25 protein-coding genes are annotated in these 24865 nt (G+C 67.9%); 10 read left to right on the top strand and 15 right to left on the bottom strand.

What is annotated here, in order from left to right:
* Nucleotides 1–43: 43 nt before the first annotated feature.
* Together PKE78_RS04655 and PKE78_RS04660 are read right to left on the bottom strand one after the other, a co-directional pair.
* Nucleotides 44–1330: a TRAP transporter large permease gene (locus tag PKE78_RS04655; RefSeq protein WP_271199663.1), complete on the bottom strand. Its 1287-nt coding sequence runs from the start codon at nucleotides 1328–1330 to the stop codon at nucleotides 44–46.
* Nucleotides 1327–1887: a TRAP transporter small permease gene (locus tag PKE78_RS04660; protein ID WP_271199664.1), complete on the bottom strand. Its 561-nt coding sequence runs from the start codon at nucleotides 1885–1887 to the stop codon at nucleotides 1327–1329. Before PKE78_RS04660 ends, PKE78_RS04655 begins: the two co-directional genes overlap by 4 nt.
* Before the next feature lie 294 nt (nucleotides 1888–2181).
* Between PKE78_RS04660 and PKE78_RS04665 the strand changes: the two genes are divergently transcribed.
* On the top strand, nucleotides 2182–2898 hold the full coding sequence (locus tag PKE78_RS04665) for a GntR family transcriptional regulator (RefSeq protein WP_271199665.1): 717 nt from the start codon (nucleotides 2182–2184) through the stop codon (nucleotides 2896–2898).
* 470 nt (nucleotides 2899–3368) lie between these two features.
* On the opposite strand, the gene PKE78_RS04670 is transcribed toward PKE78_RS04665, so the two are convergent.
* Complete coding sequence (locus PKE78_RS04670; protein WP_271199666.1) at nucleotides 3369–4295, bottom strand: LysR substrate-binding domain-containing protein; 927 nt, start codon at nucleotides 4293–4295, stop codon at nucleotides 3369–3371.
* Nucleotides 4296–4390: 95 nt separating this feature from the next.
* Here PKE78_RS04670 and PKE78_RS04675 point away from each other — a divergent pair, with 95 nt between their 5' ends.
* The 3 genes from PKE78_RS04675 to PKE78_RS04685 all read left to right on the top strand — a co-directional run bounded on the left by PKE78_RS04675 (nucleotide 4391) and on the right by PKE78_RS04685 (nucleotide 7333).
* On the top strand, nucleotides 4391–5071 hold the full coding sequence (locus PKE78_RS04675) for a nuclear transport factor 2 family protein (RefSeq protein WP_271199667.1): 681 nt from the start codon (nucleotides 4391–4393) through the stop codon (nucleotides 5069–5071).
* Between the two features lie 52 nt (nucleotides 5072–5123).
* The gene (locus tag PKE78_RS04680) at nucleotides 5124–5864 is read left to right on the top strand and encodes an SDR family NAD(P)-dependent oxidoreductase (RefSeq protein WP_271199668.1); all 741 of its coding nucleotides are present in this window, start codon (nucleotides 5124–5126) and stop codon (nucleotides 5862–5864) included.
* Nucleotides 5865–6796: 932 nt separating this feature from the next.
* Nucleotides 6797–7333, top strand: coding sequence for a hypothetical protein (locus PKE78_RS04685; RefSeq protein WP_271199669.1), 537 nt, complete (start codon nucleotides 6797–6799; stop codon nucleotides 7331–7333).
* A 159-nt stretch (nucleotides 7334–7492) separates the two neighbouring features.
* On the opposite strand, the gene PKE78_RS04690 is transcribed toward PKE78_RS04685, so the two are convergent.
* The 4 genes from PKE78_RS04690 to PKE78_RS04705 all read right to left on the bottom strand — a co-directional run bounded on the left by PKE78_RS04690 (nucleotide 7493) and on the right by PKE78_RS04705 (nucleotide 11841).
* Entirely contained in the window at nucleotides 7493–8266 is a 774-nt protein-coding gene (locus PKE78_RS04690; RefSeq protein ID WP_271199670.1) for a ferredoxin--NADP reductase, read from the bottom strand.
* Between the two features lie 196 nt (nucleotides 8267–8462).
* The gene (locus PKE78_RS04695; protein WP_271199671.1) at nucleotides 8463–9680 is read right to left on the bottom strand and encodes a flavin monoamine oxidase family protein; all 1218 of its coding nucleotides are present in this window, start codon (nucleotides 9678–9680) and stop codon (nucleotides 8463–8465) included.
* A complete protein-coding gene (locus PKE78_RS04700) occupies nucleotides 9677–10111 on the bottom strand; it encodes a DUF1810 domain-containing protein (RefSeq protein WP_271199672.1) in 435 nt (144 codons plus the stop codon). Before PKE78_RS04700 ends, PKE78_RS04695 begins: the two co-directional genes overlap by 4 nt.
* On the bottom strand, nucleotides 10108–11841 hold the full coding sequence (locus tag PKE78_RS04705; RefSeq protein WP_271200070.1) for an ABC transporter ATP-binding protein: 1734 nt from the start codon (nucleotides 11839–11841) through the stop codon (nucleotides 10108–10110). Before PKE78_RS04705 ends, PKE78_RS04700 begins: the two co-directional genes overlap by 4 nt.
* Nucleotides 11842–12155: 314 nt before the next feature.
* Between PKE78_RS04705 and PKE78_RS04710 the strand changes: the two genes are divergently transcribed.
* Complete coding sequence (locus PKE78_RS04710) at nucleotides 12156–12617, top strand: anthrone oxygenase family protein (protein WP_271199673.1); 462 nt, start codon at nucleotides 12156–12158, stop codon at nucleotides 12615–12617.
* A 7-nt stretch (nucleotides 12618–12624) separates the two neighbouring features.
* On the opposite strand, the gene PKE78_RS04715 is transcribed toward PKE78_RS04710, so the two are convergent.
* The 7 genes from PKE78_RS04715 to cyoA all read right to left on the bottom strand — a co-directional run bounded on the left by PKE78_RS04715 (nucleotide 12625) and on the right by cyoA (nucleotide 19489).
* Complete coding sequence (locus PKE78_RS04715) at nucleotides 12625–13161, bottom strand: response regulator transcription factor (protein WP_271199674.1); 537 nt, start codon at nucleotides 13159–13161, stop codon at nucleotides 12625–12627.
* Nucleotides 13151–14404 carry an ATP-binding protein gene (locus PKE78_RS04720; protein ID WP_428981238.1) on the bottom strand — a complete coding sequence of 418 codons (1254 nt, stop codon included), beginning with the start codon at nucleotides 14402–14404 and terminating at the stop codon, nucleotides 13151–13153. The genes PKE78_RS04715 and PKE78_RS04720 overlap by 11 nt, the downstream gene beginning before the upstream one ends.
* Before the next feature lie 74 nt (nucleotides 14405–14478).
* Nucleotides 14479–15243, bottom strand: a complete 765-nt coding sequence (locus tag PKE78_RS04725; RefSeq protein ID WP_271200071.1) for an SURF1 family protein — start codon at nucleotides 15241–15243, stop codon at nucleotides 14479–14481.
* A gap of 20 nt (nucleotides 15244–15263) precedes the next feature.
* Nucleotides 15264–15668, bottom strand: coding sequence for a cytochrome o ubiquinol oxidase subunit IV (cyoD, locus tag PKE78_RS04730; RefSeq protein ID WP_271199676.1), 405 nt, complete (start codon nucleotides 15666–15668; stop codon nucleotides 15264–15266).
* Nucleotides 15668–16324, bottom strand: a complete 657-nt coding sequence (cyoC, locus tag PKE78_RS04735; RefSeq protein ID WP_271199677.1) for a cytochrome o ubiquinol oxidase subunit III — start codon at nucleotides 16322–16324, stop codon at nucleotides 15668–15670. Before cyoC ends, cyoD begins: the two co-directional genes overlap by 1 nt.
* Nucleotides 16325–16329: 5 nt before the next feature.
* Nucleotides 16330–18333 carry a cytochrome o ubiquinol oxidase subunit I gene (gene cyoB / locus PKE78_RS04740; protein ID WP_271199678.1) on the bottom strand — a complete coding sequence of 668 codons (2004 nt, stop codon included), beginning with the start codon at nucleotides 18331–18333 and terminating at the stop codon, nucleotides 16330–16332.
* 13 nt (nucleotides 18334–18346) lie between these two features.
* Nucleotides 18347–19489: a ubiquinol oxidase subunit II gene (cyoA, locus tag PKE78_RS04745; protein WP_271199679.1), complete on the bottom strand. Its 1143-nt coding sequence runs from the start codon at nucleotides 19487–19489 to the stop codon at nucleotides 18347–18349.
* Between the two features lie 253 nt (nucleotides 19490–19742).
* Between cyoA and PKE78_RS04750 the strand changes: the two genes are divergently transcribed.
* The 4 genes from PKE78_RS04750 (at nucleotide 19743) to PKE78_RS04765 (ending at nucleotide 22971) form a co-directional block, all read left to right on the top strand.
* Entirely contained in the window at nucleotides 19743–21071 is a 1329-nt protein-coding gene (locus PKE78_RS04750) for an MFS transporter (protein WP_428981223.1), read from the top strand.
* A gap of 101 nt (nucleotides 21072–21172) precedes the next feature.
* The gene (locus PKE78_RS04755) at nucleotides 21173–21592 is read left to right on the top strand and encodes a VOC family protein (protein WP_271199680.1); all 420 of its coding nucleotides are present in this window, start codon (nucleotides 21173–21175) and stop codon (nucleotides 21590–21592) included.
* A gap of 15 nt (nucleotides 21593–21607) precedes the next feature.
* Complete coding sequence (locus PKE78_RS04760; protein WP_271199681.1) at nucleotides 21608–22690, top strand: WD40/YVTN/BNR-like repeat-containing protein; 1083 nt, start codon at nucleotides 21608–21610, stop codon at nucleotides 22688–22690.
* Between the two features lie 2 nt (nucleotides 22691–22692).
* Nucleotides 22693–22971 carry a MoaD/ThiS family protein gene (locus PKE78_RS04765; RefSeq protein WP_428981224.1) on the top strand — a complete coding sequence of 93 codons (279 nt, stop codon included), beginning with the start codon at nucleotides 22693–22695 and terminating at the stop codon, nucleotides 22969–22971.
* A 4-nt stretch (nucleotides 22972–22975) separates the two neighbouring features.
* Here the strand turns inward: PKE78_RS04765 and PKE78_RS04770 are convergent, their stop codons facing one another.
* Entirely contained in the window at nucleotides 22976–23164 is a 189-nt protein-coding gene (locus tag PKE78_RS04770; protein ID WP_271199682.1) for a hypothetical protein, read from the bottom strand.
* Between the two features lie 590 nt (nucleotides 23165–23754).
* On the opposite strand from PKE78_RS04770, the gene PKE78_RS04775 reads away from it, so the two are divergent.
* Nucleotides 23755–24678: a sulfurtransferase gene (locus tag PKE78_RS04775; RefSeq protein ID WP_271199683.1), complete on the top strand. Its 924-nt coding sequence runs from the start codon at nucleotides 23755–23757 to the stop codon at nucleotides 24676–24678.
* The last annotated feature ends 187 nt before the right edge of the window (nucleotides 24679–24865 follow it).

The raw sequence follows: 24865 nt of genomic DNA on the forward strand, positions 1-24865 counted from the left end.
GCGATGTTCACGTCGATACTCCGAGGGGTCATGCGAAGGGCGCTCATTTCGCGCCCATCAGGTCAGGCAGGCCTGTGCTGAGCACGGGCACGAAGGTGAGCAGCAGCAGCACGAGGATCTGGATCGCGAGCATCGGGTAGATCTCGCGGTTGAGATCGGCCATCCGCACCTTGGCGATCATGCCGGTGACCGCGAGCAGGCTCGCAACCGGGGGCGTGATCATCCCGAGGTTGAGGTTCACGATGACCACGATGGCGAAATGCGTCGGGTCGATGCCGAGCGCAGCCGCCATCGGGGCGAGGATCGGGGCCACCACCAGCACGCCCGGCAGCGGCTCGATGAAGATGCCGAACAGCAGCAGGAAGACGTTGACCGCCAGCAGGAACATGATCGGCGACAGGCCGAGCCCCTGGATCCAGGCGGTGAGGACCTGCGGAGTCTGGGTGTAGGTCAGCATCCAGGCGAAGGCCGAGGACGCGGCGATGATCAGCAGGATCGCGGCGCTCATGAAGGCGGTGCGCGCGATGAGCTGCGGCAGCATCGACCAGCTGATGGTGCGATAGATCACCATGCCGCAGAACAGCGCGTAGAACACCGCGATCACGGAGGCTTCGGTCGGCGTGAACGCCCCGGAATGGACCCCGACCACGATCAGCGTCGGCAGCAGCAGCGCGGGGATCGCGCGCCAAGCCGTGCGCAGGATCTCGTCGAGGCCCGGCGCCTCGCCTTCGCCCCGGAAGTCACGGCGATGGCTCGCCCAGGCATTGTAGCCGATCATGGCCGCCGAGATCATGAGGCCCGGCACGACGCCCGCCATGAAGAGGCGCAGCACCGAGACGCCCTCGTCGGCGAGCGCATAGAGGATCATGACGATCGACGGCGGGATGATCGGCCCGACGATCGAGGCGGCGGCGGTGAGCGCAGCCGCATAGGCCGGCGGATAGCCGGACTTGCGCATCATCCGGATCAGCAGCGAGCCGGGGCCGGCGGCGTCCGCGAGCGCGGAGCCCGATATGCCGGAGAAGAACGTGATGGTCAGGATGTTGGTGTGCCCGAGGCCGCCGCGCTTGTGTCCGACGAACATCGAGGCGAAGCGCAGCAGCACTTCGGCGAGCGCGCCGCTCGTCATCAGTTCGGCGGCGAGCAGGAAGAACGGGATCGCCATCAGCGGAAAGCTGTCGAGCCCCGAGACCAGCTTCTGCGTGACGGCGATCGGATTGAGGCCGGCGCCGAGCACCGCGGTCAGGGTCGCCGCGCCCAGCGCGAAGGCGATCGGCACGCCGAGCGCCAGGAACAGGACCAGCCCGCCGAAGAGAACGCCGGCCGTCATGCCGCGGACGCCTCTTCAGGTGCGAGGTCGTCGGACGTCTCGAAGGCGCCGTCGCGCACATACGGCACGAGGATCATGAGGAGATGCCAGACGCTGAGGCCGAAGCCGATCGGCACGGCCATCGCGACATAGGCGAAGGGGATGTGCAGGACGGGGGTCGTCTGCCGCCAGGAACGCGCGACATAACCGAGGCCGGCCCAGGTCATGTAAAGCGCGAAGCCCGCCACGATCGCGACCACCACGACCCGCAGGACGCGCGCGGCCATGGGCGGCACCGCGACATGCAGGTTGTCGACCGCCACATGTCCGCCGAGCCGCAACACCGGCCCGACGCCGATCAGGCAGAGCCAGATCATTAAGTAGCGGCTCAGCTCCTCGGCCCATAGGATGGCGTCGTCGGTAAGGTAGCGCAGCGAGACGCTGACGAAGACCATGACGGCCATGGCGGCGAGCGCCGCGATCATGCAGGCGCGGTTGACGCCGAGCACCGCCCGGTCGACCGCGCGCACCGCCGAGAGAACCAGGTTCGTCTCGCCGCTGCTGGCCACCGCGGTCACGACGCGCCGACGGGGCGGCGCATGAACGAGCTGGAATGGGTCATGTGAGAGGTCCGAGGTCTGATTGTCGACAATCAGACAATTGCCTGCGGACCGCTGGGTCAAGCCTAAAAGGCGGGCGGGGCTGACTATGGAAGCGCCAAAGCCTCTGATATCGGGGTTCTTTGTATGGTAGGCAGGGCGTGCTCCGTTCGCATAAAGGCGGCGGTAAATCATCTTGATTGTCGACAATCGAAAAGATGATGTTGTACCCATGGCGTCGGGTGCAGGCGGCTTCGATGCAAGGACGGCGGCATGACGGGACTGAGCGCTCTTAAGGCGCCGAAAAAGGTGAGCCTCGATCGCGCCGCGGCTGAAAGCCTGCGCGGCGCGATCGTGAGCGGCGCGCTCGAGCAGGGGTCGCGGTTGACCGAGGTCAAGCTCGCCGAGCAGTTCGGCCTCTCCCGCGGAACGGTGCGCGCGGCGCTTCAGCGCCTCGTGACCGAAGGGCTCGTGGTGCAGCGGCCCTACAGCGGCTGGGACGTCGCGGCGCTGAGCGCCGAGGACGCCGAGGAGCTGTCGGCGCTGCGTTCAAGCCTCGAAGCGCTAGCGGCGCGGCTCGGCGCGGAACGGATCGACGCCGCCGGCGGGCGCGCCATCGAGGCGGCGTTCGAGGCGCTGCGGGTCGCGGCCGAGAACGGGCGCGTCGACGAACTGGTCGACGCCGATATGGGGCTTCACCGCACGCTGGTCGCGCTCTCGGGCAATCGCCGGCTCGGCGAGCATTACGACATGATCGCCAATCAGGTCCGGCTTTACATCGCCTCTTCGACTGTCGTGGTGAAGAACGCCCCGACCGTGGTCGAGCGTCACTTCGACCTGATCGACCCGGTTCTCAGGGGCGACGTCGCAGGCGCCGAGATTGCGGCCAAGGCTCATAGCATGCGGAGCGGCGCCGAGATCGTGGCCTATCTGCGCGAGAAAGGTCGGGAGAAAACGGAAAGCCTCCTGGAAATCCGCACGCCGCTGTGAGGTTTACCGCCCCGACAGGTCATTCAGTTTCGGGCACGTTCGCGACCAAGCAGGGCGTGAGCATGCATCTGTGGCAGTGGTCAGATGGTCGGGCGGGTTCGCCGTCCATGAAAGACGCGGCTCAGTGGATCGAGTCGGCGCGATCCTAGGCCAGGCAAGCGATGAGGTGGGCGACCTCCTGTGGCCCGGGGTCCCGCTAGTATCAATTTTCCCTTAGCCTCTGTTTCTCCAGCGGTGGACCCGACCGGAGCGTTCAAGGCGTTTGTCGACTTCGCAAGTGGCCGTCGTGGACCCAGTGGTGGCGCAGGGGCGGACCAGGCGGAGCTCGCGCCAGTTCCGGACACTGGCTCCGTTCCAGCAACCAGACGTTGATGGACCAAGACCCCGCCATCGCAAGCGATCGCGGGTGGGAACGACCGTTAGCTAACAGAAGTCCGGGGCGAAAATGGTGGCCCATCCTACAGGCTAGCTCACTCGATAGAGGGAACGATCCTATCGGCCTGCGCCCGCTGGATCACGCATTCCTGAGCAAGGAAATCCAAAAGCGCTCGGACCGATGGGAGCAATCCGCGACGCGAGGGAAACACGGCGTGGACGATTCCCGGTTTCGGTCTCCAGCTGGGAAGAACATGCGTAAGTCGGCCGGCGCGGACATCATCCCAGACGAAGATGGTCGGCAGTTGTACGACGCCAGCGCCTGCCATCGCGGCGTTGCGGAGGACCGACATGTCATCCGTGACCAGGCGGGGCGCATGAGGAATGGTCGTCACCTCGCCATTGGCCCGATGTAACTCCCAGGCATGCTCGCGATATGGCCGGGCCTGGTCGAGGCTCGGCAGATTGTGCAGGTCGCCGGGCGAGATCTCTGCGTCGCCGATCAGGGACCGCGCCGCCACCAGACACTGCCGACTCTCATCGAGCCACCGCATCACCAGGTCCGTCGATTCCAACGGCGGAAAGCGCACGCGGATCGCCAGATCGAACCCCTCCGCAATGACGTCGACACGGCGGTTCGTACTCTCCAGCTGCACCTGAACGGCGGGATTTCGCATCATGAAGCGCGCGATTAGGTCGCCGAACTGGAAAGACAGGAGTCCTGTCGGGCAGCTCATTCGAACCACGCCCCGCGGCTCCGCCCGCGCTTCGGCGACGACCTGCTCGGCTGCTTCTGCTTCGACCAGCATCGCAACGCAGCGCTCATAGAAGTCGCGGCCGACTTCCGTCACCGAAAAGCGGCGCGAAGATCGGTTCAGGAGGCGAACGCCGAGACGCTCCTCGAGCGCCAGAACACGGCGGCTGAGCTTCGACTTCTGAACGCCTAGCGCGCGACCCGCCGGCGAGAAACCGCCGTGATCGACGACGGCTGCGAAATACTGGAAGTCGTTGAGATCGAGCATCGTTCTTCAAATAGGACGCTGCGTCACGTCGACCAATCTTTTCAGGCGATCGTTGCATCGCCACATTTCACCGAGCAGCAAAGCTGGCGTGCAGGTTGTTCCGGCAGGTCGCAGCGCGGCGCGGCTGCGGCTGGCATGACAGCCTAGACGGCAGGTCCGGCAAGCGTATGCACCTGCCTGTCGGCGCACCGGATTTCTCAGTCGGCCGTCGCATGCTGGCGTCCTGCTTTCACGACGCGGCAAGCTCCAATAGCCGAGAGGACGAATTCCCTATGGCCATTCCCAAATCCGACGATCTTTCGGCAGCATCACTGGCTGTGGTGCTGGATTTTCTGTCGAACACCGCGCCCGACAAGGTGGAGGCCGCCGCCCACCGCCTCGTCGCTCCGGACGCCGTCTACGTCTCGTTGAATTTCGACAATCCGGAACTGAAGAAGATCGAGCCGTGGGCCGGCACCGCTACGGGGCCGTCGGCCTACAGCAGCACTTTCCTGCGGGTCGCCAGTTATTGGCACGTCGAAGACTTTTCGGTCACCGACAAGATCGCCTCCGGCGAGGATGTCGCCATCTTCGGCAAGTTCACTTACCGCTCTGTCGAGGTTGGTCACGTCTTCACGTCGCCATTCGCCATCCTTGCCAAAGTCCGCGAAGGCAAAATGGTCTACTTTCAGTTTATGGAAGACACCTATGCGTCCGCGAGTTCTTTTCGCCAAAGTGGGTCGTGGACGGTGAAAACAACTCGAGATACGCCGGCGTTTGACGTTGGGGCCACGTAGCGCTGCGCATCGGTCAACACTCTGCATTTGACAAGTACTTACGGGCTATTCCATGATAGATTTAAAGGGAAAACGTGCACTTGTGACCGGAGGATCGCGCGGGATCGGCGCCGCCATTGCTTTGGCACTGGCTGAAAATGGCGCTGATGTCGCGTTCACCTATCAGCGTTCGACCGATCGAGCGGAACAGACTGCCCAACTTATCGAAAAAACCGGGCGCCGAACCTTCGCCATCCAGGCAGACAGCGCGGACCCGGACGCGATAGCACATTCGGTGAGCGTCGCCGTCTCGTCGCTGGGCGGCCTCGACATACTCGTCAACAGCGCCGCCATCGGTCACTCTGGAACCATCGCCGAAATCGCGCTTGAGGACTTCCAGGCCTTGATGGACGTCAATGTGCGAGCGCCGGTGCTGTTCGCCAAAGCGGCCATTCCCCATCTTGGCGCAGGAGCGCGCATCGTCACGATCGGCTCGGCGCTCGGCGAGCGGGTTCCTTTTCCGGGCATAACAGCCTACGCGATGTCCAAGGCGGCGCTGACCTCCTTCACCCGCGGCCTGTCACGCGAGCTCGGCCCCAAGGGCGTCACCGTCAATCTTGTGCAGCCTGGCGCGACCGACACGGAGGCGAACCCAGCAAACGGCCCCGCCGCCGACTTCCAAAGAAGCCTCACCTCCCTAGGGCGTTATGGCGAGCCGCGCGAAGTTGCGAACGCGGTGGTCTTTCTGGCCAGTCCGGCTGCAAGCATCATCACCGGCGCCGTTGTGACCGCCGACGGCGGCGCCCTTGCCTAGTCCTGTCGCCGGCTTCGTTGAGCGTCCCGGCGCCAACCCAGGAACCAGCCCGAGCGGATCGCGCTTGGGCATGCGATCGATCCAGGCGGCGACACGTCTGCGTGGCACGACAGTGTCCTCAATCGCCAAACGCTCTTCGGCCGGATTCGGCGCTTCCCGTCGGACAATTGGGGCTAGCAAGATGGCGACCGCTGCAGCAGATCAAGCGTGTCTTGCAGGCTCTCTCGTCTCGTGCGTCGCCCTGCCCTTCTCGCTCGCCAACAATTTTTATGACGACTTAGACTAGCGATCGGGAACGACATCAAGTTCAATTGCTGGGGTCGCGTCGACCGGAGTAAGATTTCAGCAGTCTGGATATCACCAAACGCTATCCGCATTCTTCGAGGTGCGGCTGCCCGGCCTGCTTTCGCGCCGCCTCTCGACGGCCGTGGCGCAGCTCGCGCCAATCTGACGACGGCCACGACGCACATGATCGCTTTGCCGCAAGCGCGCTTGCCGACTTGCTAGCAAGCTGACTTGCGGCCTTGCGATCAACGCCGCCGTTCGATGGATCCCGGACGGCTTTCGGAGCGGGCAGGACATGCCCCCGAGCCGCCGCCATGGCCGCCTCGTCCGGCGGGGCCACACGGGGCCACTTGACGGGTCCACACGGCGGGGCCACACTGAACTTGGTCGACCTTAGAGACCCAAGGGTTTCAGGCCTGCCGAAACGGTCTGGGCATCCAGGTCCCCCAGCCAATCTTCCGAACCATCTCCCGTTTGCTGAACAAGCGTAGCGCCAGAGCGATCGCCGCTGTCCGCGACGCCGGCCGTCCTCGCGGACGACAGCCCCGCGGCTCGCGGGAAGCCTTGCGAAAGCGTGAACGCGCGCCGCCTCGACGTCACGGCTATTTCCCCTAAATCTTCGTTTGACGCCATATATTTCGGAGGATATGACGCCGATGTCTCAAGCAACGCGAAGCGAACGCGCCGTCCTTTCCAAGGACGAAGCGGATCTCGTCGCTCAATCCCACTTCCCGAAAGCTTACGAACTTGGTTTTCAGGAACTCGTTGACCTCAACAAGCGGTTGCGCGATGCGCAGGATAAGAAACGGACCTTCCACCGCCAGCTGCGCCGGCAGTCCAAGGGGACCGCGGAGGGCCGCGGCGGCAGCTTTCCCGGCGAGGCCAGCAGGCCGTCGCAGCGCAAGCAGGTGTTTGGCGCGGCGATCAAGCGCCTGAACGGAGAGATTTCGCGTCGGCATCGGCTGAAGGCGCGGGAGGACCTGCAGAGCGCGGCGCGCAAGGCGCTGCGGCTGAAGCGGCAGGCCGGCGAGGCCCGGCGGCCCGAGGCCGGACCGACCGCCGACGACGGCATGCGCCCGGTCACCAGCGAACGGCGCAAGACGCGCGTGCATCCCGGCGTGGTGGGCCGCGTCTCCCAGCGCACCAAGGCGGCCCAGGCCCGCAAGGACAACCGCACAGGGTGACAGCGACCTCGCCGGCCTCTCGACCGACGAGGTGCGCACGAAGCTCGCAATTGAGAGGGCGGCGCTGTCCGAGGGCGTAAGCGACGAAGATCGTCACGCTCGCCCGCACGCTGAAGACTTTCTGAGGCCGGCGCGACGCCGGCCGTCAGGCGCCCGGCGTCACTTCTCGGCGAAGGCCTTCTCGATCACGAAGTGGCCGGCCTCGCCGTGGTTGCCCTCGACATAGCCGAGACCGTCCAGCAACTGCCGGGTGTCGCGGATCATGTCGGGCGAACCGCACAGCATGAAGCGGTCGTTCTCGATCGACATTGCGGGCAAGCCGATGTCCTCGAACAGCTTGCCCGAGGTCATCAGGTCGGTGATCCGGCCGCGGTTGCGGAACGGTTCGCGGGTGACGGTCGGGTAGTAGATCAGCTTCTCGCGGATCAGTTCGCCGATCAGCTCGTCCTTCGGCAGGTCCTCGGTGATCATCTCGCCATAGGCGAGCTCGTTCACATGGCGGCAGCCGTGGACCAGAACCACCTTGTCGAAGCGCTCATAGGCTTCCGGGTCCTTGATGATCGACAGGAAGGGCGCGAGGCCCGTACCGGTGCCGAGCAGGTAGAGGTGCTTGCCCGGCAGCAGGTTGTCGATGACGAGCGTGCCCGTCGCCTTGCGGCCGACGAGGATCGGGTCGCCCACTTTGAGGTGCTGCAGCCGCGAGGTCAGCGGACCGTCCGGCACCTTGATCGAGAAAAACTCGAGCTCGTCGTCGTAGTTCGCCGACACGACGGAGTAGGCGCGCACCAGCGGCTTGCCGTCGACCTCGATGCCGATCATCGTGAACTCGCCGTTCCGGAAGCGGAACGACTGGTCGCGGGTGGTGCGGAAGCTGAACAGCGTGTCGGTCCAGTGGCGGACCTCGGTCACGCGCTCCTCGAGATACTTGCTCATCGTTTCCGTCTCGTTCGCTCGAACGCGCCTTGAGAGCCGGGCGGGTTCAACACCGTTTGCGGACCTGGAACGCCGGCCGCAGCCGCGGCCCTGGATCGAGGCGTTCGCCGTCACAGATCAGGTGCGCGGGCTCATTACACAAATGCGATCGAAGCGGAAGATCGCACGGCGTCGCATCTGCATTGCGCCGAACGAATCACGCGGCGAGGATGGCCTCCGCGGCCGCGATCCCCGTGCGGTAGGCGCCGTGGGCGGTGGAGTAGTCCCGCTCAGAGCAGGCCTCGCCCGCGAAGAACAGACGTCCGTCGACCGGCTCGGCAAGAACCGCGCGGTCGCCCGCGCGGCCGGGCGCGGCGTAGGAATAGGAGCCGCGCGCGTAAGGGTCCGCGCGCCAGGGATGGATGTCGAGCGGCGAGAGCCGCCGGGCGAAGGCGGCGCCGAACACGCCCTTTAGCTCCGCGACGGCATGGGCCGCGAAGGCCCCCTCGCCCTCCCGCTCCAGCGCGTCGGCGAGTTCGCCGCCGAAATAGGCCTCGATCAGCGGCCGTCCGAACGGCCGGATGTGGTAGGCGCCGGTCGCCACGCGGTCGGTGTGGCCGAAGACGCGGGAATCCGCCGCGAACTCGTCCGCGTGGTCGAGCGTCAGGAACAGCTTGTCGGCGAGCCCGAGCGGCAGGCCCCGCGCCGCCTCGACCTTTCGCGGCAGCGCGGGCGTGAAGGCGATCGCCTCGTCCGCGATCAGCGCGCTCGGAACCGTGACGATCACGCGCCGGGCCTCGACCGCGCCGCGGGGCGTCTCCAGCCGGATGACGGCTCCGGAATGATCGATGCGGGACACCCGGCAGCCGAGCGCCACGTCGAGCCCGCGCCCGTGGGTCGCGATCACCGCGCCGTAGCCGTCCGGCGTCCGCCAGTTCACGCCGGTGTCGCGGTAGGCGGCGAGGTCGCGCGCCGAGACCCGCTCGGGCTCAGCGCCGCTCACCCAGGTGCTGACGGCGCCGAGCAGCCCGTTCCAGCGCCCGCCCGGCTCGAGCAGGTCCGCGACGGCGCAGTCCGGGCCGTGCTCCGCCGCCGCGGCGGCGACCCGTTCCGACAGCGCGTCGCTCGCCTCGCGGAAGGCCTGCTGGTCCGGCGCGGGGAAGCCCGCCGTCACGGCCCGGCGCGCCCACGGCGGCAAGGTCCGGTCGATCGCCCTGCCCTGCCCCTCCGCGATCGCGGTCCAGGGATTTTCGTCCGCGGAATGCAGCCACCCGCAGCCGAGATCGAGCGCGCCGGGCGAGTGGACCGCCGTGAAGGCGCGGCCGCCGATCCGCGGGCGCGCCTCGAGCAGCCTAACGGCGAGCCCAGCGTCCGCGAGGCGCCGGCCGGCGGCGACGCCCGCCGCGCCCGCGCCGACGATCGCGACGTCGATCACGCCGCGTCTCCTTGCCCGAGCAGCGCCAGGGTGCGGGGGTCCGGCTCGCCGCCGCACATCCGGGCGATCGCGGAAGCGTAGGGGCCGCCGTCGGCGGCCGCCGCGAACAGCGTCATGGACGAGCGGAACTTGAGGTCGTCCGGCGTTCCGAAGATGCGCCTCAGCGGCCGGCCCTCCCATCGGAGAACCGCCGTCACGGCCTCGTCGAGCCGGGCGCCCAGCACGGGATGCGCGAGATAGGCGCGCGCCTCGCCGAGCGACGCGACGCCGTAGAACGCCGCCGTGGGCGACGCCCCCAGCCCCTTGAGCTGAGGAAACACGAACCAAATCCAGTGGCTGCGCTTCTCGCCCGCCTTCAGTTCGGCGAGCGCCTGGGCGAAGACCGGCTCCTGCGCCGCGACGAAGCGGTCAAGATCGTAGCGCTCGCTCATGCGCTGCGCAGCGGCGTCTCCGCGAACTGCGCCTCATGCAGCCGCCGGTAGACGCCCTCGCTGGTGATGAGGTCGTGGTGCCGGCCCTGCTCGACGATGCCGCGCTTGTCGACCACGACGATGCGGTCGGCGTCGCGGATCGTGGTCAGGCGGTGCGCGATCACGAGCGTGGTCCGCCCCTTGGCGAGCTCCGTCAGCGAGCGCTGGATCGCGCGCTCGGTCTCGGCGTCGAGGGCCGAGGTGGCCTCGTCGAGGATCAGGATCGGCGGGTTCTTCAGGAACATGCGCGCGATGGCGAGCCGCTGCTTCTGGCCGCCGGAGAGCTTGACGCCGCGCTCGCCGATGACGGTGTCGAGCCCGTCCGGCAGCCGGGCGATCATGTCTTCGAGCCGGGCTCGGCGGGCGGCCTCCATCACGTCCTCGTCCGGCGCCCCGAGGCGGCCATAGGCGATGTTCTCGCGGATCGTTCCCGCGAACAGGAACACGTCCTGCTGGACCACGCCGATCTGGCTCCGCAGCGAGGCGAGCGTCATGTCGCGGATGTCGACGCCGTCGATCGCGATGCGACCTGCGCTGACCTCGTAGAAGCGCGGCAGCAGCGAGCAGATCGTGGTCTTTCCGGCGCCGGAGGGACCGACGAAGGCGATGGTTTCGCCGGCGCGGATGTCGAGATCGACGTTCTCGAGCACCGGCTTGTCCGGCGCATAGCCGAAGCTGACGCCCTGATAGGAGATGTCGCCCCGCAGCGCGCCCGAGGGCTTCGCATCCGGCCGGTCGACGATGTCGGGCGCCGTGTCCAGGAACTCGCAATAGCGCCGGAAGCCGGCGACGCCCTTGGGATAGGTCTCGATGACCGCGTTGATCTTCTCGAGCGGCCGGAAGAAGGCGCCGATCAGCAGCAGGAAGCCGACGAAGCCGCCATGGCTGAGCTGGCCGGTGATGACGAAGTAGCTGCCCGCGACCATCACCACGATCTGGGTGAAGCGCATGCTGAGGTAGCTCAGCGACGCGGTGGCGGCCATGATCCGGTAGGCCGCGAGCTTCGTCTCGCGGTAGCCGCTGTTGTCGCGCGCGAACAGCTCGCGCTCGTGCGCCTCGTTGGCGAAGGCCTGCACGACGCGGATGCCGCCGACGTTCTCCTCGATGCGGGCGTTGAAGGCGCCGACGCGGCCGTAGAGCTCGCGCCAGTTGCGCGTCATCCGTCCGCCGTAGCGGCCGGTGATCCAGGCGGTCAGCGGCGCGACGGCGACCGTGATCAGCGCCAGCTCCACATTGACCATGAACATCAGCGTGAAGGCGCCGATCAGCGTCATCAGGGCGATGAACAGATCTTCCGGCCCGTGATGGGCGACCTCGCCGATCTCCTCGAGATCCTTGGTGAGGCGGCCCACGAGATGGCCGGTCTTCTGATTGTCGAAATAGCCGAAGGACAGCTTCTGCAGGTGGTCGAACGCCCTGCGGCGCATCTCGGTTTCGATGTTGATCCCGAGCATGTGGCCCCAGTAGGTGACCACCACCATCAGTCCGGTGTTGACGATGTAGATCGCGGCGAGGCCGAAGGCCGCAAGCACCACGAGCTGCCAGTCCTGGCTCGGCAGCAGCTCGTCCACGAACAGCTTCACCGCCATGGGGAAGCCGAGCTCGAGCAGGCCCGAGGCGACCGCCGCGGAGAAGTCGAGCACGAACAGGCCGCGATACGGCCGGTAATAGGAGATGAAGCGGCGCAGCATGCTCTGCGGAGCGCTCCGACGATCAGCCGTCATCGAAGGCGATAGCCTCGCTTGGCGTTGGTCCGGGCGACGGCCCGGCCTGTCTCAGGTTCGAAGGCCACAAAGCGGCGGCCGCCGCAAGCGCAAACTCGCCGCGCTCAGGCATGCGCCGGCCGCTCGGCGCGGGCTGCGCGCAGGGCTCACAGGCGCTTCCGGCGAAGCTTAGAAACGATCGACGACACGAGAAAATCCGGGCGCCTCGCTTCGACGCGCCAAAAGCGACGATGTATCGCCTTTAATGCGGATGAGCCCTTCTCATGACTGGAGCTGAGCCGATGTCCGTCACGTCTGGTCCCGACGCGCTTCTCCTCGCCGCCTCGGTCGGCGCCGGACTGATTGGCGGGCTGTTCTTCGCGTTCTCGAATTTCGTGATGCCGGCGCTCGACCGGCTGGCCGCCCGCGACGCGATCGCGGCGATGCAGGCGATCAACGTCACGGTCCTGAACGCCGGCTTCTTCGTCGTTTTCTTCGGGACCGGCGCGCTCGCGCTCGCTGGCGCGGCCTGGTCCCTCTCCCCCGCGGCCATCGCCGGCGCCGCGCTCTACGCCGCCGGCACGCTCGGCGTGACGATCGCCTGCAACGTGCCCCTGAACGAGCGCCTGAAGGCGTCGGCGCCGGACCACGGCGACGCGGAGGCGCGATGGGCGGCCTATCGCGGGCCGTGGACGCGCTGGAACCACGTCCGCACGGCGGCCTCGCTCGCGGCGGCGCTCGCGCTGGCGCTCGGGGCCGGCTGACGCCGCCTCACTTCACCTGCTGCTTCTCGAGCTTGCGGGCGAGGGTCCGGCGGTGCATGCCCAGCCGCCGCGCGGTCTCGGAGATGTTGAAGTCAGTCTCCATCAACACCTGGTGGATATGCTCCCACTCCAGCGTCTTGATCGAGGTCGCGCGCTCGGTCAGCGGCGCGGCGACGTCGCCCTCCACCCGCTCGAAGGCCGCCTCGATGTCGTCGGTGTTCGAGGGCTTGGCGAGGTAGTGCCGGGCCCCGAGCTTGATCGCCTCCACCGCGGTGGCGATGCTGGCGAAGCCGGTCAGCACCACGATGTTGGTCTCGGGGTCGTGGGCGTGCAGCGCCTGCACGCAGGCGAGGCCGGACGAGCCGTTGGCGAGCTTGAGGTCCACCACCGCGAAGGCGGGCGAGCGGGTCCTTAGCAGCTCCTGCAGCTCCTCGAGGCTCGCGGCCCGGAGCGCCTCGTAGCCCCGGCGCTCGAACGAGCGGGCGAGCGTCTGCGAGAACTTCGGGTCGTCCTCGACGATCACCAGCAGTCGGTCAGCCGACATCCTCACGCGCCTTCCCGATGGCGAGGGCCGCAAGCGGGAGCGTCAGGGTGACGATCGCCCCGCCGCCCGGACGGTTGGAGGCGACTACGGCCCCGCCGAGCTTGCGGACCACGTTTACCACCAGAAAGAGCCCCAGTCCCCCTCCGGGCCGACCCTTGGTCGAGCTGTAGGGCTTGCCGAAATTCGCCAGCATCTCTGGCGCGAAGCCCGGCCCGTCGTCCGCGACCGCGATGACGAGCGCGTCCGCCTCGCGCGACGCCGTCACGCCGACCCAGTGCGGCGAGGCGTCGATGGCGTTGTCGATGACGGTGGCGATCACCTGCTTCAGACCGGTGTCCGAGACGATCGGCTGGTCCTCGCCGAAGCCGTTCTCGTAGGCGATCACGCCGACCGGCCGGGCCCCCCGGCGATCGGCGACGACCTCGTCGAGGAAGACCGCGACCGTCGTGACCACGGGAGCGTCGCCCCGCGCCTCGCCGGCCGAAAGCAGAATCCCGGTGACGATCGCCTTGCAGCGCCGCACCTCGGCCCGCATGTCCTCGATCTCGTCGAGCAGCTCGGCGTTGTGGGCGAGCGCGGGCATCCGCCGCCAGTCGTTCAGGATCACGTCGAGCGTCGCGAGCGGCGTGCCGAGCTCATGCGCCGCGCCTGAGGCGAGCAGCCCCATGCGGACGATGTGGGTCTCCTCGGCCGCCTGCTGGCGCAGGTCGGCGAGCCGCGCGTCGCGCTCGCGCACGTTGCGGCCCATGCGGGCGACGAAGGTCGCGACCAGGATCGCGTCGAGCGCGAAGCAGACGAACATGCCCTCGATGTGCAGGCGGAACAGTTCGCTCTCGTCGCCGCCGGGCAGCTCGAGCGGGCGATGGAAGCCGACCAGCCCTGCGAAGCAGGCGACGGCGAGCGCCAGCAGCGCCCAGGCCGACCACGCCTCCAGCAGCACGGCGCCGAGCGTCACCTGCAACAGGAACAGGAAGGCGAAGGGGTTGGTGACGCCGCCGCTGAGATAGAGCTGGGTCGCGAGCGCGGCGGCGTCGAAGGCGAGTTGAAGGAATAGTTCGACGTTGGTCGCCGGCGCCCGGGTCTTCAGCCGCAGCAAGGTCGCCGCGTTGAGCGCGACGAGAGCGGCGAGCGCCGCCGCCATCGGCGCGAGCGGCAGGGCGATGCCGAAGCCGGAATGGACGGTGGCGATCGTGACGATCTGGCCGAAGACGGCGATCCAGCGGAGCTGGACCAGCTGCTGCATGTTCTTGCGCGTGGCGCCGTCGTCCGGCGCCGCCCGATCCGGGGCGAGACGCCGCAGCGTCGAACCGATCGCGATCACCCCCGCGGCGCTCCGCGCAGACGGAGCTCGTGCCGGGCCAGCAGGCCTGCGCCGCCGGCGACCATCAGCGCGAGCCCGAACCAGGTCAGGGCGTAGACGAGGTGGTTGTTGCGGAAGCCGACCACGGTCAGCCCGCCGACCGGCCATCCGCCGGCGTTCGGCCGCCCATCGGCGTCCACGAAATACGGCGCGGCCTCGGTCAGCCCCCGCGCCGCGGCGATGGCCGCGACGTCGCGCGAGCGCCAGAGATCGCGGTCCGGCTCGTTCGCGCGCAGGAAGGCGCCGTCGGGCTCGGTGAGCCGCAGCAGGCCCGTGACCGCGACGGGACCGCGCGGCAGACCGTCCGCGCGGGTCGCGGGGGCGCGCCGCTCGGGTCTGACGAAGCCGCGGTTCACCAGCACCTCGAAACCTTGCGCGGTCTTCAGCGGCGTCAGCGTCCAGAAGCCCGAACCGAGGCCGGTCGCGGCCTGGACCAGCGTCTCGCGGGAATGGTCGAAGACGCCGGAGAGCGTCACCCGGAGGTACTCGTAGCGCGCGGCGTCGACGTCCGGCCACGCGGCCGGGCCCGGCGCCGCGACGGGCTCCGCGGCGAGGCGCGTCTCGACGCGGGAGATCAGGTCGAGCTTCCAGGCGCGCCGCTCGATCTGCCACAGCCCCAGCGCGACGAAGCTGGCGAAGGCCGCGAGCGCGAGGACGCCGATCGCGGCGAGCGCCAGCCCCGAACGCGGCCGGCCGCCCTCCGCGTCGTCGCGGGCGAGCATGTCCCCCGCGACGGCCGCCGTCACCGCATCTGTTCCATGTCGTGCTGGCCGCCCGGCATCATGTTGGTGTTCAGGTGGTGCATCACCCAGAACGAGCCCGCCAGCGTGATGATCACCAGCACCCCCGTGAAGATCAGCGCGAGCAACGTCCAGCCGTTCTCCGACTTCGAGTTCATGTGCAGGAAGTAGATCATGTGCACGAAGATCTGGATCACCGCGAACACCATCACGACGATCGCCGCCGTGGTCGGCTCGCGGAACACGTCGCCCATCACGATCCAGAACGGGATCGCGGTCAGCAGCGCCGAGAGCAGGAAGCCGGTGACGTAGCCCCGCATGGAGCCGTGGGCTTCGCCGCCCTCGTGGCGGTCGTCGTGGCCGTGGCCGGCGTGGCCGGCGGCGTGCGCGTCCGTTCCCGAGGCCATCAGAGCGTCCCCATCAGATAGACGAAGGTGAAGACGCCGATCCAGACGACGTCGAGGAAGTGCCAGAACAGGCTGAGGCACATCAGCCGGCGGCGGTTCTCCGGGATCAGGCCGCGCTGGCTGACCTGCACCATCAGCGTGACCAGCCAGACGCAGCCGAAGGCGACGTGCAGGCCGTGGGTGCCGACCAGCGCGAAGAACGACGACAGGAACGCCGAGCGCTGCGGCGTCGCGCCCTCATGAATCAGATGCGCGAACTCGTAGAGTTCGAGCCCGAGGAAGGCGAGGCCAAACAGCAGCGTGACGAACAGCCAGGCGAGCGTGGTCCCGGCCCGGTTCTTCACCATCTCCAGCATAGCGAAGCCATAGGTGATGGAGGAGAACAGCAGGAAGGTCGTGTTGATCGCGACCAGCTTCAGGTCGAACAGGTCCGCGCCGGAGGGGCCCGCCGCGTAGTTCCGGCCGAGCACGCCGTAGCAGGCGAACAGCACCGCGAAGATGAGACAGTCGCTCATCAGGTAGATCCAGAAGCCGAGCATCGTCCCGTTCTCGGGGTGATGCTCCTCCCGGAGGTAGAACACGGTTCCGCGGTCCGGCTTCTCGAGCGCGGCGTCGGCGTGGGCGGCGTCCGTCGCGGCGATGGTCGTGGAGCTCATGGCGATCAGGCCCCGGCCGCGAGCAGCTTGGTGCGCTCGGCTTCGGTCGCGGTCACGTCGGCCGCGGGAATGTGGAAGTCGCGGGCGTAGTTGAAGGTGTGGATGATCGCGAGCGACACCAGCGCCGCGAAGCTCGCGGCGGCGAGCCACCAGATGTGCCAGACCAGCGCGAAGCCGCAGATCAGGCTGACGCCCGAGAGCACGATTCCGGCCCAGGTGTTCTTGGGCATGTGGATCGGCATAAAGCCGTCGGTCGGCCGCACGTAGCCGCGCTTCTTCATGTCGTGCCAGGCGTCGAGGTCGTGCACCACCGGCGTGAAGGCGAAATTGTAGGCCGGCGGCGGCGACGAGGTGGACCATTCGAGCGTGCGCCCGTCCCAGGGATCGCCGGTCGTGTCCTTGAGCTGCTCGCGCTTGCGGAAGCTGACGACGAGCTGGATCAGGAAGGACGCGATGCCGCCCGCGATCAGCACGGCGCCGAAGGCCGCGATCACGAAGAAGATCTGCAGCGACGGGTCCTCGAACCGGCTCATGCGCCGGGTCACGCCCATCAGGCCGAGCACGTAGAGCGGCATGAACGCGACGTAGAAGCCGATCGTCCAGCACCAGAACGAGATCCTGCCCCAGAACTCGTCGAGCTTGAAGCCGGTGACCTTCGGGAACCAGTAAGCGATGCCCGCGAACAGGCCGAACAGCACGCCGCCGATGATCACGTTGTGGAAGTGCGCGATCAGGAACAGCGAGTTGTGTAGCACGAAGTCGGCCGGCGGGACGGCGAGCAGCACGCCGGTCATGCCGCCGATCACGAACGTCACCATGAAGGAGACGGTCCACATCATCGGCAGTTCGAACCTGATCCGGCCGCGGTACATCGTGAACAGCCAGTTGAAGATCTTCGCGCCTGTCGGGATCGAGATGATCATCGTCGTGATGCCGAAGAACGAGTTCACGCTCGCGCCCGACCCCATCGTGAAGAAGTGGTGTAGCCAGACGAGGTACGAGAGGATGGTGATGACCACCGTCGCGTAGACCATCGAGGCGTAGCCGAACAGGCGCTTGCCGCAATAGGTCGCGACGACTTCGGAGAAGATGCCGAAGGCCGGCAGGATCAGGATGTAGACCTCCGGGTGGCCCCAGATCCAGATCAGGTTCACGTACATCATGGCGCTGCCGCCGAAGTCGTTCGTGAAGAACGCGGTTCCGACGTAGCGGTCGAGCGACAGCAGCGCGAGCGCCGCCGTCAGGACGGGGAAGGAGGCGACGATGAGCACGTTCGAGCACAGCGCCGTCCACGTGAACACCGGCAGGCGCATCATGCTCATGCCGGGCGCGCGCATCTTCACGATGGTCGCGATCAGGTTCACGCCCGACAGCAGCGTGCCGACGCCCGCGATCTGCAGCGCCCAGATGTAGTAGTCGACGCCGACGCCCGGGCTGTAGGCGATGCCCGACAGAGGCGGATAGGCGAGCCAGCCGGTCGCGGCGAACTCGCCCACGAACAGCGACGCCATCACGAGCACGGCGCCGCTGGTCGTCATCCAGAACGAGAAATTGTTCAGGAACGGGAACGCCACGTCGCGCGCGCCGATCTGCAGCGGCACGATGTAGTTCATGAAGCCGGTGATCAGCGGCATCGCCACGAAGAAGATCATGATCACGCCGTGGGCGGTGAAGATCTGGTCGTAGTGGTGCGGCGGCAGGTAGCCCTCGGAGCCGCCGAAGGCGATCGCCTGCTGAAGGCGCATCATGATGGCGTCGGCGAAGCCGCGCAGGAGCATCACGAGGCCGAGGATCACATACATGATCCCGATCTTCTTGTGGTCGATCGAGGTCAGCCACTCCCGCCAGAGCCAGCCCCAGAGACGGTGGTAGGTCAGCGCGCCGATCACGGCGACGCCACCGATCGCGACGGCCGCGAAGGTCGCCACCAGGATCGGCTCATGCAGCGGCAGCGCGTTCAGCGACAGGCGCCCGAACAGGACGCTCTCTTCAACCGGGCTCGGTGTCATCGAAGCTACTCTGTCATTCCGGAAGAACGGCGGCGCCGGGCGCCATGGCGGTCTGCGCAGCCGGGAGGCCGGCGGCGGACGCGCGGCGGCCGTCGGGCCGCGGCGTCACGCGCTCGACGGTCTCGCCGTCGCGCGGCGCCTCCGGCGTGCACACCGCCGCGATGAAGCGCTTCGGCGGGGCCGTGTGTCCGCCGCGGGTGCGCGGCTTGTCGTATTGCAGGGCGAACACATTGCCGAGCCCGGCCTTGCCCATGCCGCCCTGTGCGTCGATGCGCATCATGTCCTTCATGCACATCTTCTGGGTGTCGACGCACATGTTGAGGATGGCGTCGAACAGCTCGTTCTCGACATTGGCGTAGAGCTTCACCGGCTCGCGCACGCTTGGCTTCTCGAGCTCGAGGTAGCCGGCGCGGTCGAGCGTCTGCCCGCTCTCCCTGGCCTTCGCGACCCAGGCGTCGAAGCCCGCCTGATCGACGCCGTGGAACTTGAAGCGCATGTCGGAGAAACCGGCGCCGCTGTAGTTCGCGGAGAAGCCGTCATAGACGCCGGGCTTGTTGATGACGGCGTGGAGCTTCGTCTCCATCCCCGCCATGGCGTAGATCTGGCCCGCGAGCGCCGGGATGAAGAACGAGTTCATCACCGTGGACGAGGTGATGCGGAAGTTGATCGGGGTGTCGACCGGGGCGGCGAGCTCGTTGACGGTCGCGACGCCGAGGTCGGGGTAGATGAACAGCCACTTCCAGTCGAGCGCGACGGCCCGGACCTCGAGCGGCTTCACGCCCTCCGACAGCGGACGGTTCTCGTCGATCCGACCCAGCGGACGGTACGGGTCGAGCAGATGCGTGCTGGTCCAGGTGATCGCGCCGAGCGCGATGATGATGACGAGCGGCGCGGCCCAGATGACCACCTCGAGCTGCGTCGAGTGGTGCCAGTCCGGATCGTAGGTCGCCTCCTTGTTCGAGGCGCGGTAGCGCCAGGCGAACAGGAGCGTCAGCGCGATCACCGGCACGATGATCAGCAGCATCAGAAGGGTCGAGATCACGATCAGGTCGCGCTGCTGCGCGGCGATGTCGCCGGAGGGCGACATCACGACCATGTCGCAGCCGGCGAGGAGCAGAAGAAGCGGGAGGACGGCGAGTGTTCTGAGCGTGCGCAAGGGCCGGCTGTCCGTGTCTCGGATCGGAACTTGATGGGGCCGGGTTAAGCCCGCCCGGCGGCGCGGGACATTGGACGCTTTGTCCTATCGGCCTGCGGGCGCCGATGCCGCTAGACACGGCGATCGTCGGAACGGTCGCGACCTGCGCCGAACCGTCGGGCGAGCGCGTCGCGAGACGCCGGACGGAACCGGGGCGGACGAGCGCCGCCGGGGGCGCGGAGCCGCAAGGCGGCCTTGACAAGCGTTGGAGCCGATGAGCCACGATAGCGTGATGGAAGCGACCGCCGAACTCGAGCGCCACGGCCGCGAAAGCGCCGCCGGCCACGCCAAGGTGACGCCCGGCGAGATCGCCCTCGCCGTGGTCATCGGCCGCACGTCCGAGTTCTTCGACTTCTTCGTTTACGGCATCGCCTCCGTGCTGGTGTTCCCGGCGCTGCTGTTCCCGGACGTCGACCGGCTGACGGCGACGCTCTACTCCTTCGCGATCTTCTCGCTCGCTTTCGTCGCGCGGCCGTTCGGCTCGCTGATCTTCATGACCATCGGCCGCGTCTACGGCCGCGGCGTGAAGCTGACGATCGCGCTGTTCCTGCTCGGCGGCTCGACCGCCTCGATCGCCTTCCTGCCGGGCCACGTCACGATCGGCGTCGCCGCGGTCTGGCTGCTGGCCGCGGCCCGCATCGGCCAGGGGCTGGCGCTGGCCGGCGCCTGGGACGGCCTCGCCTCGCTGCTGTCGCTCAACTCTCCGGCGGGCAAGCGCGGCTGGTACGCGATGATGCCGCAGCTCGGCGCGCCGTTCGGCTTCCTGCTCGCCGCCGGCCTGTTCGCCTATTTCACGGCGACGCTGTCCGAGGAGGACTTCCTGTCCTGGGGCTGGCGCTACCCGTTCTTCGTGGCCTTCGCCGTCAACGTCGTGGCGCTGTTCGCGCGGCTGCGGCTGGTGCTGAGCGAGGCCTATTCGCAGCTCCTGTCGACCCGCGAGCTCGAGCCCGTGCCCGTGCTCGAGCTGCTGTGGAAGGAAGGCCGCAACGTGCTGATCGGCGCCTTCGCGCCGCTCGCGAGCTTCGCGCTGTTCCATCTCGTCACGATCTTCCCGCTGTCCTGGGTGACGCTGTTCACCGATCTGCCGGCGCGGCACTTCCTGCTGATCGAGATGCTCGGGGCGGTCGTCGGCGTCATCGGCATCGTCGCGTCGGGCGTCATCGCCGACCGCATCGGCCGCCGCACCCTGCTCGGCGTCTGCGCCGGACTGATCGCGGTGTTCAGCGTGCTGACGCCGTTCCTGCTCGGCGGCGGCCTCGCGGGCGAGACGGCCTTCATCCTGATCGGCTTCGGCCTGCTCGGCCTGACCTTCGGCCAGTCGTCCGGCGCGCTCACCTCGAACTTCTCGTCGCGGTATCGCTACACCGGCGCGGCGCTCACCGCCGACCTGGCCTGGCTGATCGGCGCGGGCTTCGCCCCGCTCGTGGCGCTCACCGTGGCGTCGAAGCTCGATCTCGCCTTCGTCGGAGTCTATCTGCTCTCGGGCGCGCTCTGCAGCATGGCCTCGCTCGCGATCAACCGTCAGCTCGTGATGAACGACTGACGCAGGAGGCGGCGCCGCTTCCGAAAAGAATCCGGCGGCGCCTGTCGGGCCGCGCCTCGGTCGGACGTCCTTGACGAGGACGACCAACGGAGGAAGCCGCCATGACCATCAAGCCCTACCTGTTCTTCGACAGCCGTTGCGAAGAGGCGATCGCGTTCTACGAGCAGGCGCTCGGGGCCGAGCGCCTTATGTTCCTGCGTTACGGCGACGCCCCTGACCCCGTTCCCGAGAGCATGCTCCCGAAGATCGGCGCGGGCGGCGTGCTGCACGCGACGCTCAAGATCGGCGACGGCGAGTTGATGATGTCGGACGGCTGCGGCCCGGAATGCGAGGCGTTCCGCGGCTTCTCGGTCTCGCTCTCCGCCGCCGGCGCGGACGAGGCCCGGCGCTTCTATGACGCGCTCGCCGAGGGCGGCCAGATCCAGATGCCGCTTGGCCCGACCTTCTTCTCGCCCTGCTTCGGCATGGTCACGGACCGCTTCGGCGTGCCGTGGATGGTCGTCGTGCCCGGCGCGGCCTGAGGGGAGGAGCACGCCATGGGCGCGAAGACCATCCTCCTCGTCGGAACGAAAAAGGGCCTGTTCCTGCTGGAGAGCGACGCGGACCGCCGCGACTGGGAGCTGAAGGGGCCGTTCTGCGAGATGTGGCCGATCAACCACGCGATCGTCGATCCGGCGACCGGCGTGATCCACGCCGCCGGCGGCAACGAATGGTTCGGCCCAGCGATCTGGCGCTCGGACGACCTCGGCGCGAGCTGGAGCCATTCGAGCCGCGGCCTCGCCTACGCCGCCGGCGAGGAGCCGATCAAGGCGGCGTGGAGCCTCGCCGCCGGCCACGGCCGGCTCTACGCCGGCGTCGATCCGGCGGGCCTGTTCGTCAGCGAGGATGGCGGCGCGAGCTTCGCCCATGTGGCGGGGCTGCAGGAGACGCCCTCGCGCCCGGAGTGGACCGCGGGCGGCGCGGGCCTCATCCTGCATTCGCTGGTGCTGCATCCGGACGACCCCAATCAGGTCTGGGTCGGCGTCTCCGCCGCCGGCGTGTTCCACACCGCGGACGGCGGCGCCACCTGGAGCCCGCGCAACCGCGGCACCCGCGCCGACTTCCTGCCCGAAGGCCAGAACTACCCCGACCACGGCCAGTGCGTGCACTGCGTGGTGATGGCGCCCGGCCGGCCGAACCGGCTCTATCAGCAGAACCACTGCGGCATGTACCGCAGCGACGACGGCGGCGTGAGCTGGACCAGCGTGGAGCGCGGGCTGCCCTCGAGCTTCGGCTTTCCCGTCGCCGCCCATCCGCGCGACCCTGAGCGGTTCTACCTCTCGCCGCTGAACGGCGACATCGCCGGCCGCTTCATGCCGGACGCCAAGGCCGCGATCTGGTCCACCGGCGACGGCGGCGCGACCTGGACCGCCCATCGCGAGGGGTTGCCGCAGCGGAACGCCTATTTCAACGTGCTGCGGCAGGCGATGGCGACCGACCGGCATGACCCTGCGGGCGTCTATTTCGGGACCGGCTCCGGCGAGCTCTACGCCAGCCGCGACGAGGGCGCGACCTGGACGCGCATCGCCGAGCATCTGCCGACGATCTCGTCGGTCGAAACCTATGTGGTGGAGGACTGACCGTGGCCGCCGCCGCTCCCGCGCTGGTGCGCCTTCCGCCGCTGTTCGACGCCCTGTTTCCGGGCGCCGAACGGCGGGTGGAGATCGTCGCGTCGAGCGTGCAGGAGCTCGTCGACGAACTCGACGCCCGCTGGCCCGGCATGCGCGACCGCATCTGCGACTCGACGCCGGCGGTGCGGCGGCACATCAACGTCTTCGTCGAAGGCCGCCGGGCGACTCTCGCGACGCCGCTCAAGCCCGGCGCCGACGTCTACATCCTGACCGCGATCAGCGGCGGCTGATGCCTCAGCGCGCCCGCGGCGCGTCGAGCGCCGAGCGCACGGCGCGGCCGGCGTGCGCCGCCGAGCGGAACACCTGTCCCTCGAGCGAGAACGCCTCCGCGACGGCCGCAAAGAAACGGAATCCGCCGCTCTCCTGGCGGACCACGAGACCGGCCTGCAGGCCACGAACTTCAATGACGAACGCTGCGCTCATGGCGACGCTCCTCCGGACAACCTGACGAAAAAGGACCCGGCACCGATTGCGCCGGGCCGACGGCGGCCTGTCAGGGCCGACATCGTCCGGTCGCGACGCGACGCCGGGGTCCAAGTCGGGAGAGGAAGGACGTCGAGGGGACCTTCATGACGAACCTCGTGGAGACCACGAGCGCTCGGCACGCAACGTGGCGCTTTAGCGTTTGGTGACGCGGGGCAAGCTGCTCGGTCAAAACCCGCGCTCCTGTTCGGTCGAACCGGAGAACGACCCCAACATGCGTCGCGGCGGATGCGGGGTCAAGAATTATTTTATTTATTCTATGGAATTTGTATTTTTATCCTGATCGGACGCCGCACGCGCGTCGGCGGAGCCGTCCGACGGCGATCAGGGCGGCGCGAAGCGCCGCAAGCGTGCGTTTCATGGAACAGCCCTTCAATCGCGGCCGCCGGCCTTCGGGGCCGGCCGAGGCGCACACCGGAACGCGATCATCACACGAATGTCAATTAAGTCGACTGATTGAGTATATTGACGATCGCGAGAGCGTCGGGATCAATGCCGTTCGGTTTTACGAACGGCTCAGGAGGCCGACGATGAAGGCGATTACGGGGATTGCGGGCCTTGGGTTCGCGCTGGCGCTCGGCGGCTTCGCGGCGGCCGCGGAGGGCGGCCCGCTGGTGTCCGCCGACTGGGTCGCCGACAACCTCAAGAACCCGAAGGTGAAGGTGTTCGAGGTCAGCGTCGACCCCGGCGTCTATGAGCGCGGCCATGTGCCGGGCGCGACCAACATCCGCTGGCACACCGAGCTGGTCGATCCGGTCAAGCGCGACATCGCTTCCGCCGAGAACCTGCAGAAGCTGCTGTCGGCCGCCGGCGTCGACAAGGACACCACAATCGTCCTCTACGGCGACAACAACAACTGGTTCGCCGCCTGGGGCGCCTGGGTGCTCGAGGCGTACGGGCTTGGCGACCGGGTGAAGCTGCTCGACGGCGGCCGCAAGGTCTGGGAGGCCAAGGGCCTGCCGCTCGACACCGCGACGCCGGAAGCCGCCAAGGGCTCGATCGAGATCGGCCAGCTGAACACCAAGGTCCGCGCGCGCCTCGGCGACGTGCTGAAGGTGGCCGAGGGCGACAAGAGCGTCACGCTGCTGGACATCCGCTCGCCGGACGAGTTCTCGGGCAAGATCTTCGCGCCGGAAGGCTCGAAGGAGACCGCGGTCCGCGCCGGCCACGTGCCGAACGCTAAGAACGTGCCGTGGTCCAAGGCGGTCAGCGCGGACGGGACCATCAAGCCGACGGAGGAGCTCAAGAAGCTCTATGCCGAGGCCGGCGTTGACGGCTCCAAGCCGGTGATCGTCTATTGCCGCATCGGCGAGCGCTCCAGCCACACCTGGTTCGTGCTCGCGAAGGTGCTGGGCTACGACGTCCGGAACTACGACGGCTCCTGGACCGAGTACGGCAACGCGGTCGGCGTGCCCGTCGCGAACGTCGCCGGCACCGTCTGGCAGGGCAAGTAAGCCTCTGAAGCTCCGGGCTGGCGTCCAACAGGCGTCATCCCGGACGGCGCGTCGGCGCCGAGCCGGGATCGTCGTCCGCAGGAGGCGATCTTGTCTGGGCGCGATCCCGGCTCTCGCTTCGCTCGGCCGGGATGACGAGCGCGCCTGATCATGCAAATGCGTTGCTGGCCGGCGGTCGAATGACCGC

The sequence above is a fragment of the Methylopila turkensis genome (assembly GCF_027922325.1).
Taxonomy (GTDB): Bacteria; Pseudomonadota; Alphaproteobacteria; order Rhizobiales; family Methylopilaceae; genus Methylopila; species Methylopila turkensis.